The following is a 15,003-nucleotide window of genomic DNA, read 5'->3' as shown; positions in this document are numbered from 1 at the left end:
TGCCCTTGTTCAACATGCCTGTTCCTGTGACGTAACGAAGAAGAGAGGGAGTCGGCGGCATCATCGATCCCGCCTTCGCCTGTCCGGCGCCTTCTAGAAACTGCGCTCTAATCTCCGTTTACGGCACCCAGGCCGCAGACTTAAAATATTTATATGGTCTGAGGAATTTGGCGCACTTAATTTGTATGAATTACAAAACGTCAGAAAGGGCTGACGGTGCGACCTACGCCGTCACGCCGTCACGTCCGGCACCAGCCCCGGCGCCCGCCCAGGCCGCGGTCGATTCGCGCAAGATCAGCCGCGGCGCCAGCACCCGTCGGCGCGCCGGAGAGTCCCCTGCACCGGCCGCAGTGCCGGTGATCCGCTCGATCAACGTTTGCGCCGCCATTTCGCCGAGCGCGCGCACCGACTGTCCGACCGTCGAGAGCGCGGGATAGGTGAAGCGGCCCAGCTCGATATCGTCGAAGCCGATGATCGAGCAGTCGTGCGGCACGTTGATGCCGCGCTCCGCGGCGGCGCGCAAGGCGCCGATGCCCATCATGTCGTTGCCGGCGAAAATCGCGGTCGGATGCACCGTGTCGAACAACTGGCTCGATGCGCGATAGCCGCCGGTGCCCGAAAAATCGCTTTCGACGATCCCGCCCGGCGCGATGTCGATGCCGCGCTCGGCCATCGCGCGGATGAAACCATGCACGCGCATCGCGCTGACGGCGGTGGCAACCGGGCCGGTGATGCAACCGATCTTCACATGGCCGAGTTCGAGCAGATGGCGGGTCGCCAGGTAGGCGCCCTTCTCATGGTCGATCTGCACCAGGTCCGCAGTCAGTCCCTCGATATTGCGGTCCACCACTACCAGCGGCTCACGCGCATCGGCGAGCGCCTGCGCGAGTACGGCGTCATCGCCGGCCGAGGCTACGATCAGTCCATCGATACGTTTTTCCTGCAGCACCCGCAAATAGTTACGCTGCTTGGCGGGATCGTCGTCCGAGTTGCAGAAGAACACGCAGTAACCGTTGCGCGAACAACCGTCTTCGATGCCGCGCGCCAGTTCCGCGAAGTAGGGATTCGTGCTGTTGGGCACCACCAGACCGATCGTCGCGGTCGAGCGCGCCTTCAGCGACCGGGCGACCGCCGAGGGCACGTAGTGGAGTTGCCGGATTGCATGTTCGACTTTTGCGCGCACATCGGCCGACACCGGACGCGAGTTGTTCACGACGTGTGAAACCGTCGTGAACGACACGCCTGCCACGGCCGCTACATCCTTGATGGTCGCCATAACCTGTTGCTCTCCTGCCTGTTTTTCGCGCCAGCCGTGCGACCTGCACCGCGCCGGGCGTTTGCCTCAATAACCGATCAACCTGCTGTGCTCTGCTGCACCCTGCTGCATTCATTACCCACGGCACCCGCTGCATGCCGCCCTGCTCACCTGATACCGCACCTACGTCCGCAGCACCGTGCCTTAGGCGCGCTTGCGCCGGCTCCGATACGTATCCAGCACAACCGCTACCACAATCACCGCGCCGGTGATGATGCGTTTGGTCGGCTCGTTCGCGCCGATCTGCGCGAGTCCCGCCGCCAGCACCGAGATGATCAACACGCCGAAGAATGTGCTGATCACCGAACCGCGGCCACCCATCAGGCTCGTGCCGCCAATCACGACCGCCGCGATCACCTGCAGCTCGATGCCGTCGCCCGCGTTCGGATCGGCGGCTTCGAGCCGGGAAATCTGGAACAGCGCGGCCAGTCCGGACAACGCCCCCATCAGGGCAAACACGATGACCTTGTACGGTCGCGGATTGACGCCCGCCAGCCTGACCGCTTCCTCATTCGTACCGATGCCGACCAGATAGCGGCCGAACACCGTGCGCGTGAGCACAAGATGCGCGATCACCATCACCGCCACCGCAATCAGGAAGGCCGGCGAAATGCCGAATGCAATCGGATTGGACAGCACGTCGAAGGCGTCGCCGATATAGGCGGTGCGCGAATTCGTCATCTGGTAAGCGACACCGCGCGCCGCTTCGAGCACGCCCAGCGAGACGATGAACGACGGAATCCGCCAGCCCACCGTCACCGCGCCCGTCAACGTACCGGTCAGCGCGGCGGCCGCCACGCCAAGCAACGCTGCCGGCAACGGCGGCCAGTGCCATTGCAGCGCAACCACACTCACCACCGAGGCGCCCAGCGCCAGCACCGAGCCGACCGACAGGTCAATCCCGGCGATGATCAGCACAAAGGTCATGCCGACCGCCATCACCACCAGGTCGGGAATCTGATTGGCAATCGTGCTGAACGTGTCGTACGACAGAAAGTGCGAACTGAGCACGGAAAACAGCGCGATCATCGCCAGCAAGGCGCCAGCCAGCCCTAGGTAGTTCGAAAAGCCGAGTCGCGTGCCCGCCGGCTTGCCGCTCGCGAGCGGCGCGGACGGGTCGGTCACCGGAGGCGTAGCCGGTTTGGCTACTGCACCCGGCGCGCCACCCTGATCGCCGCCCGGAGGTGCCGGTTGATTCGTCATGACAAACTCTCTGCCGAATGGGTGTCAGGGGCGTGCAACAATGTTTCGCGGGCGCGGTAGCCGGCGAATGCCGCGGCCAGCAACGCTTCCTGCGGCCAGCTATCGCGCTCGAAAATCCCCGTCAGGCGCCCCGCCGACATCACACCGATCCTGTCGCAGATCAGCATCAGTTCGCGCAGGTCGCTCGACACCACCACGAGCGCGCGACCCTCGCGAGCCAGCGCGCCCATCAAGCCATAAATATCGAACTTCGCGCCGACGTCGATGCCGCGCGTAGGTTCGTCGAATAACAGCACCTGGCAATCGCGTGCCAGCCACCGCCCAATCACAACCTTCTGCTGGTTGCCGCCCGACAGCTCGCCGACAATCTGCGCTGGGCCGGAACTGCGGATCCGCATCGCGTCGATCTGCTTCTGCGCGAGCGCGTTTTCGCGCTTCGCGTCGACCACGCCGTGGCGCGCAACGCTGCCGATATTGCCAAGCGAAACATTGGCCGCGATCGGTTGCGGCAGCAACAATCCTTCCCCCTTGCGGTCCTCGGTGATGAGCGCGATGCCCAGGCGCACCGCGTCCACCGGCGAGGCGATCTGCACCGGCGTGGGCGCTGCACCGGGCGTTGCAGCCAGCGACACCGTCCCGCTGTCTTTCGTATCGGCGCCGTAGATAAGCCGCATCAGCTCGGTACGGCCCGCGCCGATCAGACCGCTCACGCCGAAGATCTCGCCGGCGCGCACCTCGAACGAAACGTCGTTCACCACCTTGCCGCGCGTGAGCCCGTCCACCTTGAGCAACGGCGCGCCGATCGTGCGCACGCCGAGATCGATCCGCTCGCCCAGTTCGCGGCCGACCATCAGCGTGACGATCTGGTCGCTGGTCAGCGCGTTCATCGCCTCGACCTTCACGAGCCGGCCGTCGCGCAGCACCGCAACGCGCTCGGCTACCTTGGCCAGCTCTTCGAGCCGGTGCGAGATATAGACCAGCGCGACGCCGCGCGACTTGAGCCGCTCGATCTGCTCGAACAGTAGATCGACTTCCCGGGCGGTGAGCATCGCGGTCGGCTCGTCGAGGATGAGCACCCGGCAATCGCCGATCAGATTGCGCGCGATCTCGACCATCTGCTGATGACCGATGCCCAGCTCGCCGACCAGCGTGTCCGGGTCGATCGCTTCCAGTCCGACCTGGGCCATCGCGGCGCGCGCGTCCTCACGCAGGCGGCGCCGGTCGATCCAGCCGAAACGCAGCGGACCGGCCTGCGGCAAGCGGTTCAAAAACAGATTCTCCGCCACCGACAAAGTCGGCAGCAGATTCAGTTCCTGCATCACCATGCGCACGCCGAGCGCTTCGGCTTCGGTGCGGCTCGCGGGCGCATACGGCGCGCCGGCGAGGCGCATCGAGCCGCTGGTCGGCAGGACGAGGCCGCCGATGATCTTCGACAGCGTGCTCTTGCCTGCGCCGTTTTCGCCGGTAAGCGCCAACGCCTCGCCGGCGTGCAGCGCGAGTGCAACGTCGGCAAGCACGGGCTCGGCGTAGGTCTTACCGATTCCCGTCACGGACAGTAAGGCAGGCAGTGCGTCGTGAGCAGTCGATTCCATCGCGATCCTGGTTCCGGGGTTGCCTAGCGGGACTTCAAGGGACTTCAGACGACGGCAGCCGGCTGGAGCCCGCGTTGGGCAACCTCGTGTCATGCCGGCTCAAGGCGGGTACTGCGCTGGACTTGCCAACGCTCCACGACCCGCCGCGTCCGCCGACATGACGCTTATCTCTGGAATAACGGCGGCGGCGCGGCTTTCTTGAGCGTTTATTGAATTGATGCGGACCGGGCGTTCGAACTGCCCCGCGGACCCGCGCCGAACCGCCGCGCGATGCCCGCTGACCCGCTCCTGCTCCGGGCTTACTTCGTCACCAGATCGACCGGCGTCTCAACCACGCCGGACAATTCGGATTGCTTCTTGTGCTCGCTCAAGGCCTTGAGCGCGGTGTCGATGCCGAACACGGCCTGCTTGGCCGCGTATTGATCAGCAGTGGCAAGCACGCGGCCGTCCTTTAACATCGGCTTGATGGCGCCGATATCGTCGTAGCCGACCACGTAGACCTTGCCCTGCTTGCCGGCCGCGCGCACGGCCGAAACCGCGCCGATCGCCATGTTGTCGTTACCGCACAGCAGCGCCTTGATGTTCGGATACTCATTGAGCATCGCCGACGCCACCGCGTTGCCCTTGTCGATCTCCCACTCGCCCGATTGCACCGAGTCGATCTTCGCGCCAACCTTTTGCATCGCCGCCTTGAAGCCCGCGGTGCGCTGCTGCGCGTTGGTGGTGGTCGAGACGCCTTCGACGATGCCGACTTCATCTCCAGACTTCAGCTTCTGCGCCAGGTAGTCGCCAACTTTCTCGGCGCCCTTGGCGTTGTCGGGACCAACAAACGGCACGTTCAGACTCTTCGACTTGAGCACATCCTGGTCGAGCCGGTTGTCGATGTTCACCACGATGATGCCTGCATCTACCGCTTTCTTGACCACCGGCACCAGCGCCTTCGAATCGGCGGGCGCCAGCACGATCACATCGACCTTCGAAACGATCATCTGCTCGACGATCTGGATCTGCGCTGCGGTATCCGTTTCGTTCTTGATACCGTTAGTGATCAGATCGAACTCGTTAGCGTTGTGCTTTTGATAGTCCTTCGCGCCGTTTTCCATGGTGAGAAAGAACTCATTGGCAAGCGACTTCATGACGAGCGCCACTTTGGGTTTCTTGGCGACTTGCGCATGAGCAGACGAAAAAGGCAACGCAACGCAAGCGGTCAGAACGACAGCGGCCGCCAGAACGCGGCGGCGAATGCGGTGGTGCATGCATATCTCCAGGGCTTATAGGCTCGCGATGAGCTGCGCTTTTAACTACACGCAAACGTTTGCGAGGCTCATTTTCAGCGGAGTTGGCTGACGGTGTCAACGAATTGTGGCGTTGCGCCTCAAAGTTGTCCGCTCAGTCCACGCGTGCTGGTGAACCGCCGCCTGCGTGATGCGCGGGCGGCGGGTCGTCTATGCTGGACTGATATTGCATGCGATGCAAGTGTTAGCGGCACGCCCTGGCATGCCGCCCGACGTTAAAGCCAGCCGGCCTTGCGGAAGCGCCACCACAGGAACAGGTCGACGGTGAACATCACGGCGATGCAGATTGGATAACCGTACTTGTAATGCAGTTCCGGAATGCTCTGGAAGTTCATGCCGTAAATACCGGCAATCATCGTAGGCACGGCGAACAGGGCGGCAAACGAGCCGAGGCGCTTGGTGATCTCACTCTCCGCGAGCGAAATCATGCCGAGATTGACCTGGATCGCGGTCACGACCATCTCGCGGCGCCCGTCGACGATCCTCACGGTCCGCTCGAGATGGTCATAGATGTCGCGAAAGTACGCTTCCATTCCCGAGCACACCTGCGGAACGCGGCCGCCGGCCAGTTTGCTGATCGCTTCCTGCAGCGGCGCCACGTGATGCTGCAGGCTCACGAGACGGCGTTGAGCGAATACAGATCAGCGATGATCGCGCGCGACGCGCTGACATCGTTCTTTTCGAAGATCCGGTCTTCGACCTCTTCGATTTCGGCGCCGAGTTCCTCGAGAATCGGGAAATAGCGATCGACGATATCGTCGGCCAGCGCGTACAGCACGAAACCGGCGCCCTCCCTGAGCAGCTCCGGTTCGCGCTCGCAACGCGCACGCACGTCGCTAAAGCCGAAGCGGGTCCGATTGCGTACCGACAGCACGTAATTCGATCCAACGAATACGTCGACCTCGCCGATCAACAGCTCGTGGTCGTCGTCCATCTCAACCGTGTGCATCACGGCGAAGAGCGACTCGCCATACTCCTCGATCTTCGGCCGCTGATGACCCACGAGGGCGTCTTCGATCGCCAGATCATGCAGCCCAAACTCCTCTTTCATCACGGCGAGTTCGTCGGGGGAGGCGTCTTTGAGTGCAACCCAGACGAAGCATTCGGGTCGCGCGACATACTCGCTGATGTCTTCAATCGGAATATCGGCGAGCTTGCGGCCATCCTGGTAGGCCGCGCAATTGATCAGCATGGTGTCGATTACCTTGGGAACAGCGGCAGGCTGCGGCGCCGACGCGGCGCTTCACAAGGGAAGTGGCAAACCTGCGCGACTGAATGGGTGATTGGCAGCCGTCATGTTAGCCGCTTTGGCGCTCACGCATGTAAGCGAGTTGTCACTGCGGCGTGGAGCTATCGTAGGGTTATTGATGTGGTCATTGGGCGACCCGGCGAAGCCCGATGCGGTGGTCGGCGTCGAAGGTGATCGAGGCGCGGTTGGTGTATCGGGTATCCGCTGTCACGATGAAGCGCAGTTCGACGATCGGATCGAACTGGGTCGACACGGCAATCTTGTGGACGCCGGGACTCAGGTAGAAGACGACGTGCTCGCCGTTCAGCAGGTCGGTGACCTGCTCGCCGTCCATATACACGAGGGCGTCGCGAAAGCGCACGACCAGGTCGCGCGAGCGCTCGCGCCGCACGTCGACCGCGACAAGGCCCTGGGCTGCCTCGGTGTAGCCGGGTTTGACGATGCGGGATGCGGGGACCGGTTTGAAGGCGACCGGCTCGGCGGGTTCGGAGGCGCACGCGGTGAGCAGGGTCACAAGCATCAAGGCGACGCCTGCGGTTCGCCAGGTGACCAGCAGGTGCTTTGGCATGATGCGTCTCCCCTTTTTGTTGCTGTGGCGTGTGATGGATGCCGTTGTTTCCTCATCATAACAACGTGCCGCCATTCCGCCAGCCTGGCCGAACGGCCGACTCCACACCCTCTTGCGCGTCACCCACTTCTTGTTCATGATCGTGCCATATGGGTGACCTATCGCCACGCGAGCCATGCGCGTCCGGGATTTCGATCAAGGAGACTGCAATGTGGTATTTCAGCTGGATTCTCGGTATCGGCGTGGCGCTGGGCTTTGGGATCATCAACGTGATGTGGCTCGAAGCCAACGGCACGTTCAGCCGCGACACGGTGCCAGGGGACCCCCTTGCCGCGCCCGCCGATAACGCGACCACGGACAAGCGTTAGTGACGTATCTGGTTTTCATCTGCGGACATGCGGGCACGGGCAAGACGACACTTGCCAAACGCCTGATCGGACCTTTGATGCGCGCAGCCGGCAGTGCCTTCTGCCTGCTGGACAAAGACACGCTATACGGCGTCTATAGTTCTGCCGCCATGAGCTTGCTCACCCAGGACCCCAACGACCGCGATAGCCCCCTCTTCCTTCAGCATCTGCGCGACCCGGAATACCGCGGATTGATCGACACCGCGCGGGACAACCTCGAACTCGGCATCAGTGCACTCGTTATTGCTCCGCTGTCACGCGAAATTCGCGAGCGCAAACTGTTCGATCGGACCTGGCTTGGAGTTGGGGAAGATGTCGAGATTCGCGTCGTCTGGGTGCACACAGAGGAAGAGACGGCGCGTCAACGGATCCTCAAGCGCGGCGATCCGAGCGATGCCTACAAGCTGGCGCATTGGGACGAATACCGGCAACGCCGTTTCGTCCCGAGCGGCGAGAGCTGCGTGGGCCTGCAGATGTTTGACGCTACCGCGCCAGGCGTAGCGGATTACGACGCGCTGATCGAACGGATTCTGCACGAATAGCACCGCACATCGCCCCGCTCACGCGCTGATGGAACAGATCGAAAACACAGAGCCCCCAAGTGACCTTGGGGGCTCCTCATCGGCCTTCTGTGTGGCCTTTGCATCCTGAGCTTGCTATCTAATGCATCGACTGCTCACGGCCCTCGGATGGCCTGTGACCTTTCCGCCTCAAACCGTCGCCATTGCGTCGAGCGACTGCCCTTCGTACAGTTGACCGAAGCGGTTCGCGAGAAACTCGCGTAGCGACACCTGCTCCTGACGCACGAACCCGCTTTGCGGCAGTTTCTTTTCGCGGAACAGATCGAGCACTGCGCACATCGCGCCCGCCGTGGTGATCTGAATCGCGCTCATCGGCACGCCACAGACCGTCTTCGCGAAGATCTTGCGCGTGAACACTTCTTCGACCAGTTGACCGTTGCGCATGCCCGTCACCGTGATAAACACCAGCACCACGTCTTGTGCCGTCGACGGCACAGAACGGCGCATGATCGACTTCAGCGTGTCGCGGTCGCTCGCGAGGCGCAGGTCTTCGAGCAGGAACTTCATCAGTTCGCGGTGGCCCGGGTAGCGGACCGACTTGTAGTCAAGCATTTCCACGCGGCCTGCCAGTGTTTCGCACAGCGTGCCGAGACCGCCGGACGTGTTGAAGGCTTCGTACTCGGTGCCGTCGAGCGAAAAGTGCTCGAGGCCTTCGAGCGGCTGCACCCATTGCGTGCGGCTGTCGCGGATCGCTTCGCACGGTTGGCAGTACTCGTTGATCAGACCGTCGACGCTCCACGTCAGGTTGTACTTCAGTGCATTGGTCGGAAATTCCGGCAGTGCACCGACGCGCATCTTGACGTCGCGGATTTCCGTGAAGCGGTTCGCCAGTTCATGCGCGGCGATGCCGATAAAGCCAGGAGCCAGGCCGCATTGCGGCATGAAGGCGTGGTCGGATTCGTCGGCGATCGCGCGGATCGCGGTGGTGGCGCGCACGTCTTCGGTTAGATCGAAGTAATGGACACCGGCACCCTTGGCGGCAGTGGCGACGTTTACGGCGAGGTAGTACGGCAGCGCGTTGATCAGCGCGTCGAAGCCTTGCACGGCGGCGCGAAGCGCGGCGGCGTCGGCAGAATCGACGCGGTGAGTCGGGATCCCCTGCTCGGCGAGCTTGTCGAGCGCCTGCTGATCGCGGTCGAACGCGACGACTTCGTAGTCGCCGGTTTCACGCAGCATATGGGCAATGGTGTGGCCGATCAAACCTGCGCCAACGATGGCAACTTTCATGCGCTTCTCCTTGTTCTGTGTATGCTGTTACCAGCTTCGAAAGTGCGCCGCACCTGGCGTTGCGCCCGGCGGGCTGAACCCTTGCGATACAGTTTAGGGAGAAGCAAAAACAGTTTATAGACGCAAAGTGCTGCGCTATGACTAGCTATTTCGACTAATTGACGATCAAATACGTCAATTTGACCAGAATGCGTAAAAACGGCGTAAACACACCGCCCTGACTCACCCCCCAATCATCCCGCGATCGATCTTGCGCGCCAGAATGATCGAAGTCGTCGTGCGCTCCACACCTTCGAGCGCGCCGATCTGGTCGAGCAGATCGTTGAGCCTGTCCGGCGAATCCGCGCGTAGCCAGGCCACATAATCGAACTCGCCGCTCACCGCGCACAGCAACTGCACCTCCGGCATCTTGCCGAGGCGCTTCTGCACATCCGGCCCATGCTTGGGCGCGATGATGATGCCCACATAAGCGTAAATGCTCGCGTCGAGCACATCCTGGCCGAGCCGCACGCTATAGCCTGCAATCACATTAGTGCGTTCGAGCCGCGCAATCCGCGCGATCACGGTAGTGCGCGCCACGCCGAGCTGGCGCGCGAGGTCCGCGACGCTTTCGCGTGCGTTGGCCTGCAGCAGCGCAACGAGGTTACGGTCGAGGTCGTCGAGTTGGTCGAGGCGCGGAGGTCTCATTGATGGCAGTCTTGTTTAAAAGCGTTGAATGGCGTGCAGCGGATTATCGCCGCTTACACGCCCAGCCGTTCCATCACAAAATCAATAAAGCTTGTCAGCTTCGGCGTCGCGCGCCGGTCACGCGGATAAATCAGATGCACAGGCATGCCCGGCGGCAAATAATCCTCGAGCACCGACACCAGTTCGCCGCTGGCGATCTCCTTCGCCAGCAGCACTTCCGGCTGCAATACCAGACCGAAGCCGCGCAACGCCGCCACCTTGAGCGCCTGGCCGTTATTGGCGCGAAACCTTCCCGCGCGCAACGGATTCTCGCCCTGCGCTTCCCCGTTCCAGCGCCATGCGCCGTCGCGCCCCCAGTCCAGAAAACCGAGACATTCGTGCTGGGCGAGATCGGCGGGCGTGCGCGGCGTGCCCGCCCGCGCGAGATACTCCGGCGACGCACACGCCCGCATCCGGTAAGGCTTCAATGGCCGAGCCACAAAGCTCGAATCCGCTAACGCGCCGATCCGCACCGCGGCATCGAAACTCTCTTCGACGAGGTCGATCACGCGGTTCGACAAATCGAGCTCGAGACTGACGTCGGGCCATGCCGTCAGATAGTCGGTCATCATCGGCGCGAACACCTCCACGCCGTAGGTTAGCGGCACCGTGATTTTCAGGACGCCGCGCGGTGTCGCCGTCATGGCCTCGGCGAGCGACTCGGCATCCTTCACATCCGCGAGAATGCGCCGACACTGCTCGTAGTATTGACGACCAATCTCCGTCAGACTCTGACGACGCGTGGTCCGGGTGAGAAGCCGGGCGGCCAGCCGCGTCTCCAGCGAACGGATATGCTTGCCGACCATCGCCGACGAAATCTCGTAACGCTCGGCGGCCGCCGTCAGGCTGCCTGCCTCGACCACGGCCACAAAGATCTCCATGCTGACAAATTTATCCACCCGCTGTTTCCTGTTCGTTTCGGTTGTAAGCGTTTGTGGCAACGTAGTCGCATTGTAGGGATATCGTGCTACTAATAGCGAGCTTGGCAAAGCGGGCATTCCAACCGGCTCATCATCAAGACGCCCTATGCTTGACCCGCGCCTCGTCCGCGCACTGTCCGCGCTGTAACCGAATACGAACGAACATCAGGAGTTTCGATGAAAAAAGCACTGGTAATTCTGGCTTCCGCGCTCGCCATGAGCGGCGCCTTCGCACAGACCGCAGCACCGGCCTCGGCACCTGCCGCGGCGGCCGCATCCGCGGGCAAGCACGAGCGCAACGTCGAAGATCGTATCGCGTACCTGCACTCGCAGCTCAAGATCACGCCAGCGCAGGACCCGCAGTGGAGCACCTTTGCCGATGTAATGCGCAGCAACGCGCAAACCATGGGTGATCTGTTCAAGCAGCGCCAGCAGGAGGGCGCCCAGTCGGCCATCGACGACATGAAGCAATACTCAGCGATCGCTCAGGCACACGCCGACGGCATGAAGAAGCTGGTCGACGCGTTCGAACCGCTGTACAACAGCCTCTCGCCGGATCAGAAGAAACTGGCGGATCAGACTTTCCATCGGTCGCCGGGCGGCGGCAAGAAGCATAAGTAAAGCTTCGCTGTAGCGATCCGCAAAAAGCCTGCCCTGAACGGCAGGCTTTTTGTTTTATGCTTCTGGCATTATTCGGCTTTGCGCTTGCTACCAGCGAGCTTTCGAGCCATTCGTGTCTGCAACCTGTAGCATGCCAGGCTTTGCGGCCCGCACCGGCTTTACCCGCTGACATTCAGCGTCTCACCTTTTTGGCAACCTACTTCATGATCGAACTCAAGAACCTCGACCTGCGCTCCGATACCGCCGCTCAACGTGTCGTCAAGGACGAAACCGTCTCCGTCGAATTTGCCGCGGGCGATGGCGAACTGATGAGTCTCGAAGGCCCGAACCGCTATGTGCGCGGCGATGCTCTGATCACCGGTTCGACCGGCGACCGCTGGGTGGTGTCACGCGATCGCTTCGATGCGAAATATCTCCCCGCCGAGGCATCCCTCGCTCACGGCGAACCGGGTGCGTACCGCAATCGCCCCGCCGTCGTGCTGGCGCGGCAGATGACTGAGCCGTTTACGCTGGCGCGTTCCGCGGCCGGCGGCGATGTGCTGCGTGGCACGGCGGGCGACTGGGTCATGCAATACGCGCCGGGCGACTATGGCGTCGTGCAGGCGGCGCGCTTTGCCAAGGTGTATCGGCTGGCCGAGTAGGCCCGCGTCCCTGGAAGAAGACAAGACGAAGAAACGCAAGGTTGCGCAAGGCGAAAAGGCGCAAGACACTCAAGACATGCAAGTCGCGCAAGCTCACGCCAGCACGTGAGCCGTCCGCCCACTCACCCCATCACGCGAACTGTTCGTCCAGTTCGATCGTTACCTCGCGCGGCACAGTCTCGCCGTTGGCATATTGCTCTTCCAGCGAGCCGATGGTCGCTTCGACATAAGCGCGCAACACCGCAAAACTGCGTCCGCGCTGGCGCACCGGCATGGCCCGATAGCGCGCCAGCACCGCGGGCGACATCACCACGCTCACCGTAATGCGGCGCGCCGCTGCGCCGAAGCGCATCGCGACCCAGTGGACCGCCAGCGTCGGCGTGCCGTCCTCGGCGGAACGTTCGATGAACTGCGTCTGCTCGGGAAACAGGTCGCTAATGACGCGCGCCAGTTCTTCCATGTCGGGGCTCGTGCAGACGTATTGATAGGCTTCCATGTTTACAGACCGAAGGTTAGGAATTCGCCAGAGAGTTGCCGCAATAGTTCAGGCAATACGCGCCGTACGCTGGAACATTTTGACCAGCACAACCACCACGATGATCGCCGCCAGTGCATACAGACCATCCACCGCGTAAAGCGGCAGTACCCTTACCTGGAACAACGCAGCAGGCAAGTCGACCAACGCATGCGCGATGATGGCCAGCGGCAGGATCGCGTACCAGCCGGCTCGCACACCACGCCACATCAACACCGACAGGCCGATCTGGAGCACCAGCGCTGCCACCCGTTCGAGCAGGAAAATCCCCGCCGTCAGTGGCGACAGACTGGCGAGAACCACATGGATGCGCATCAGCGATTCATCGGGCAGATTGCCCAGATAGCTGTCGAGCTCGCCGCGGTTCGCTATCACCGCGAAGACGATCCACTGTATCTGCACCAGCACGCCGACAATCCATGCCTCCGCGCCGCCGTGACCGATGCCGTAGCCAAGCGCTGTGCTATCGCCGCTCGAGGGCGGGACGGCGGTCTTCCTGCGCATCGACACTCGGGCGGCCACGGAAGGCCGCGAGCCGGTCGAAGTGGTAACTGGCGCCGTGGAAAACGACGCGTCACTCGCTGAATTCGCGAGCGGGTTCGGCGCCGCGGCCCTCGCAGCGGCTGCCCGTTGCCACATCATCTTCATGGCGATGAACCGCCCCACTTCCTCGCAGACACCGGCGGCAAGAGCGCCGTAGATCACGAACGTCACCGGATTCGATAGCCAGGCGGCGGTGGTGGCATTCTGATGCAGCACATAGCCATTCAGCGCGCGCTCGATCACGCTGGCGAACAGCGCGAACACGGCAATGCCGGCGATCGCGTCGCGGGCGTTCAGCCCAAGCGGTATGCGCAGGCGGCGGTAAAGGACAATCGGTAAAGCAGCGGCGAACAGCGTCGAAAGTACGAGACAGGTAAGCGTGAGCGGTGCAACGACCATGGGTTTCCTTACGATGACCGGCGCGCACCCGCTGCGCGCCGCAGCCCGAATGATCGCAGATCAGCGCGAAGTTGACTCGCGCACGATCAATTCGCCCGGCAGCAGGCAGTCGCGCACGGCTGTCTGCACCCCGTCGATGCGCTCATGGAGAAACTCCACCGCCCGATAGCCGATCTGATAGGTCGGCTGACGGATCGCCGTAATACCAGCGAATTCGGCCCATTCGGGGTCGTCGATGGACAGTAGCGCAATGCGCTCCTGCCAGCGCAGGCCGTAGCGTGCATTCAGATGGCGGGCGAGACATAGCGCGACGGGGGCGTTGGCCGCGAATAGCGCAATGCGTGGCGCCGCTGCTGTTGCGGCGGCCTGAGTGGCCTGAGTGGTGCGATCCGGTTCATGGTCAAGCCCATCAGCAAGCGCATGGTCCAGGTCTTTGTCCAGCAAAGCCAGCGCGCCCTCCACTGCCGCCGTATCGCCGAGCTCCAGCACAACGGTCCGGCCTCGGGCCCGCGACTGAGCGTCGATCGCTGCGCGAAACGCCTCCTCGCGCAACCGTCGCGAACTGATACGTTCGAACGGTTGCACGACGAACCAGATGTCGTCGAAACCGCGCTCGAGCAGATGACGCGTACCCAGTTCTACCGCCGCGGTATTGTCGAGCCCAACCAGATCGGCAACCAGACCCTCCACCATGCGGTCGACCAGCACCGCGGGAATCCCGCCGTCGCCCACCGGCAGCAAGGTTTCGTCACGCACCCCAAGCGCATTGACGATCACGCCCTCCACGCGATACGTGGTGAGCAGTTGCAGATAGCGCCGCTCCATTTCCACTTCGTTGGCGGCATGGCAAATCAACGGCATATAGCCGAGCGCATGGCAGGCGGCTTCGACGCCCTGCAGCACTTCGACCGAATACGGATTGGTGAGGTCCGCGATCAGCATGCCGATCAGACGGTTGCGGCCGCGCTTCAAACCGCGCGCCATCTGGTTGGGCTGATAGTCGAGCCGCTCGATCGCGGCTTCGATCCGCGCGCGCAACTCCGGCGACAGCACGCTCAGCTCGCCGTTCAGATAGCGCGAGATACTGGTCTTGCCGGTGCCCGCTTCGCGGGCTACGTCGCTGATGGTGGCGCGGCGCGGTGCGATGGTGTGCGGGCTGCTCAAAGCGTGCTCACTTGCGC

At 62.6% G+C, this 15,003-nt stretch carries 15 protein-coding genes and 1 pseudogene; 4 read left to right on the top strand and 12 right to left on the bottom strand.

Translation table 11 applies throughout. From position 1 onward, the window contains the following. Window positions 1-223 precede the first annotated feature (223 nt). The 6 genes and pseudogenes from M0954_RS05135 to M0954_RS05110 form a co-directional block, all read right to left on the bottom strand. On the bottom strand, window positions 224-1,276 hold the full coding sequence (locus tag M0954_RS05135) for a LacI family DNA-binding transcriptional regulator (protein ID WP_123387663.1): 1,053 nt from the start codon (window positions 1,274-1,276) through the stop codon (window positions 224-226). A gap of 183 nt (window positions 1,277-1,459) precedes the next feature. Then, window positions 1,460-2,518: an ABC transporter permease gene (locus M0954_RS05130; protein WP_122154994.1), complete on the bottom strand. Its 1,059-nt coding sequence runs from the start codon at window positions 2,516-2,518 to the stop codon at window positions 1,460-1,462. Further along, window positions 2,515-4,110, bottom strand: a complete 1,596-nt coding sequence (locus tag M0954_RS05125; protein ID WP_297351973.1) for a sugar ABC transporter ATP-binding protein — start codon at window positions 4,108-4,110, stop codon at window positions 2,515-2,517. The genes M0954_RS05130 and M0954_RS05125 overlap by 4 nt, the downstream gene beginning before the upstream one ends. Before the next feature lie 299 nt (window positions 4,111-4,409). Continuing rightward, window positions 4,410-5,366, bottom strand: a complete 957-nt coding sequence (locus M0954_RS05120; protein ID WP_122154996.1) for a sugar ABC transporter substrate-binding protein — start codon at window positions 5,364-5,366, stop codon at window positions 4,410-4,412. Window positions 5,367-5,620: 254 nt separating this feature from the next. Then, window positions 5,621-6,597, bottom strand: a pseudogene (gene corA / locus M0954_RS05115) (magnesium/cobalt transporter CorA). A 181-nt stretch (window positions 6,598-6,778) separates the two neighbouring features. Next, window positions 6,779-7,360, bottom strand: a complete 582-nt coding sequence (locus M0954_RS05110; RefSeq protein ID WP_297351972.1) for a hypothetical protein — start codon at window positions 7,358-7,360, stop codon at window positions 6,779-6,781. A 71-nt stretch (window positions 7,361-7,431) separates the two neighbouring features. Between M0954_RS05110 and cydX the strand changes: the two genes are divergently transcribed. Both cydX and M0954_RS05100 read left to right on the top strand, forming a co-directional pair. After that, window positions 7,432-7,590 (top strand): cytochrome bd-I oxidase subunit CydX, encoded by a 159-nt coding sequence (cydX, locus tag M0954_RS05105; RefSeq protein WP_122154998.1) that lies wholly within the window; start codon window positions 7,432-7,434, stop codon window positions 7,588-7,590. Further along, entirely contained in the window at window positions 7,590-8,171 is a 582-nt protein-coding gene (locus M0954_RS05100) for an ATP-binding protein (protein ID WP_123387665.1), read from the top strand. Before cydX ends, M0954_RS05100 begins: the two co-directional genes overlap by 1 nt. Before the next feature lie 168 nt (window positions 8,172-8,339). Here the strand turns inward: M0954_RS05100 and M0954_RS05095 are convergent, their stop codons facing one another. The 3 genes from M0954_RS05095 to M0954_RS05085 form a co-directional block, all read right to left on the bottom strand. Beyond that, on the bottom strand, window positions 8,340-9,437 hold the full coding sequence (locus tag M0954_RS05095) for a saccharopine dehydrogenase C-terminal domain-containing protein (protein ID WP_122155000.1): 1,098 nt from the start codon (window positions 9,435-9,437) through the stop codon (window positions 8,340-8,342). Between the two features lie 222 nt (window positions 9,438-9,659). Next, the gene (locus tag M0954_RS05090) at window positions 9,660-10,124 is read right to left on the bottom strand and encodes an Lrp/AsnC family transcriptional regulator (RefSeq protein ID WP_122155001.1); all 465 of its coding nucleotides are present in this window, start codon (window positions 10,122-10,124) and stop codon (window positions 9,660-9,662) included. Window positions 10,125-10,177: 53 nt separating this feature from the next. Beyond that, window positions 10,178-11,062: a LysR family transcriptional regulator gene (locus M0954_RS05085; protein ID WP_123387667.1), complete on the bottom strand. Its 885-nt coding sequence runs from the start codon at window positions 11,060-11,062 to the stop codon at window positions 10,178-10,180. 198 nt (window positions 11,063-11,260) lie between these two features. Between M0954_RS05085 and M0954_RS05080 the strand changes: the two genes are divergently transcribed. Further along, window positions 11,261-11,704, top strand: coding sequence for a Spy/CpxP family protein refolding chaperone (locus M0954_RS05080; RefSeq protein ID WP_297351970.1), 444 nt, complete (start codon window positions 11,261-11,263; stop codon window positions 11,702-11,704). Window positions 11,705-11,907: 203 nt separating this feature from the next. Further along, a complete protein-coding gene (locus tag M0954_RS05075) occupies window positions 11,908-12,345 on the top strand; it encodes a PGDYG domain-containing protein (protein ID WP_297351968.1) in 438 nt (145 codons plus the stop codon). A gap of 130 nt (window positions 12,346-12,475) precedes the next feature. Here the strand turns inward: M0954_RS05075 and M0954_RS05070 are convergent, their stop codons facing one another. The 3 genes from M0954_RS05070 to M0954_RS05060 are packed head-to-tail and all read right to left on the bottom strand — an operon-like array spanning window position 12,476 to window position 14,986. Continuing rightward, entirely contained in the window at window positions 12,476-12,841 is a 366-nt protein-coding gene (locus M0954_RS05070; protein ID WP_123387670.1) for a DUF3022 domain-containing protein, read from the bottom strand. Window positions 12,842-12,889: 48 nt separating this feature from the next. Then, window positions 12,890-13,822: a YhfC family intramembrane metalloprotease gene (locus M0954_RS05065; protein ID WP_297351966.1), complete on the bottom strand. Its 933-nt coding sequence runs from the start codon at window positions 13,820-13,822 to the stop codon at window positions 12,890-12,892. A gap of 60 nt (window positions 13,823-13,882) precedes the next feature. Then, window positions 13,883-14,986, bottom strand: coding sequence for a LacI family DNA-binding transcriptional regulator (locus M0954_RS05060; protein WP_297351974.1), 1,104 nt, complete (start codon window positions 14,984-14,986; stop codon window positions 13,883-13,885). Window positions 14,987-15,003 lie beyond the last annotated feature (17 nt).

Source organism: Paraburkholderia sp., from assembly GCF_026225065.1.
In the GTDB taxonomy this organism is placed as follows: Bacteria; Pseudomonadota; Gammaproteobacteria; order Burkholderiales; family Burkholderiaceae; genus Paraburkholderia.
Note: the sequence above shows the minus strand (reverse complement) of the source record. Positions and strands in the feature narration are given on the sequence as shown.

Coding starts and splice junctions, on each gene's coding strand:
- M0954_RS05070 (WP_123387670.1), bottom strand. CDS start 12,841: ATGGAAGCCTATCAATACGTCTGCACGAGCCCCGACATGGAAGAACTG.
- M0954_RS05065 (WP_297351966.1), bottom strand. CDS start 13,822: ATGGTCGTTGCACCGCTCACGCTTACCTGTCTCGTACTTTCGACGCTG.
- M0954_RS05110 (WP_297351972.1), bottom strand. CDS start 7,360: ATGAACAAGAAGTGGGTGACGCGCAAGAGGGTGTGGAGTCGGCCGTTC.
- M0954_RS05125 (WP_297351973.1), bottom strand. CDS start 4,110: ATGGAATCGACTGCTCACGACGCACTGCCTGCCTTACTGTCCGTGACG.
- M0954_RS05075 (WP_297351968.1), top strand. CDS start 11,908: ATGATCGAACTCAAGAACCTCGACCTGCGCTCCGATACCGCCGCTCAA.
- M0954_RS05120 (WP_122154996.1), bottom strand. CDS start 5,366: ATGCACCACCGCATTCGCCGCCGCGTTCTGGCGGCCGCTGTCGTTCTG.
- M0954_RS05095 (WP_122155000.1), bottom strand. CDS start 9,437: ATGAAAGTTGCCATCGTTGGCGCAGGTTTGATCGGCCACACCATTGCC.
- cydX (WP_122154998.1), top strand. CDS start 7,432: ATGTGGTATTTCAGCTGGATTCTCGGTATCGGCGTGGCGCTGGGCTTT.
- M0954_RS05080 (WP_297351970.1), top strand. CDS start 11,261: ATGAAAAAAGCACTGGTAATTCTGGCTTCCGCGCTCGCCATGAGCGGC.
- M0954_RS05090 (WP_122155001.1), bottom strand. CDS start 10,124: ATGAGACCTCCGCGCCTCGACCAACTCGACGACCTCGACCGTAACCTC.
- M0954_RS05135 (WP_123387663.1), bottom strand. CDS start 1,276: ATGGCGACCATCAAGGATGTAGCGGCCGTGGCAGGCGTGTCGTTCACG.
- M0954_RS05130 (WP_122154994.1), bottom strand. CDS start 2,518: ATGACGAATCAACCGGCACCTCCGGGCGGCGATCAGGGTGGCGCGCCG.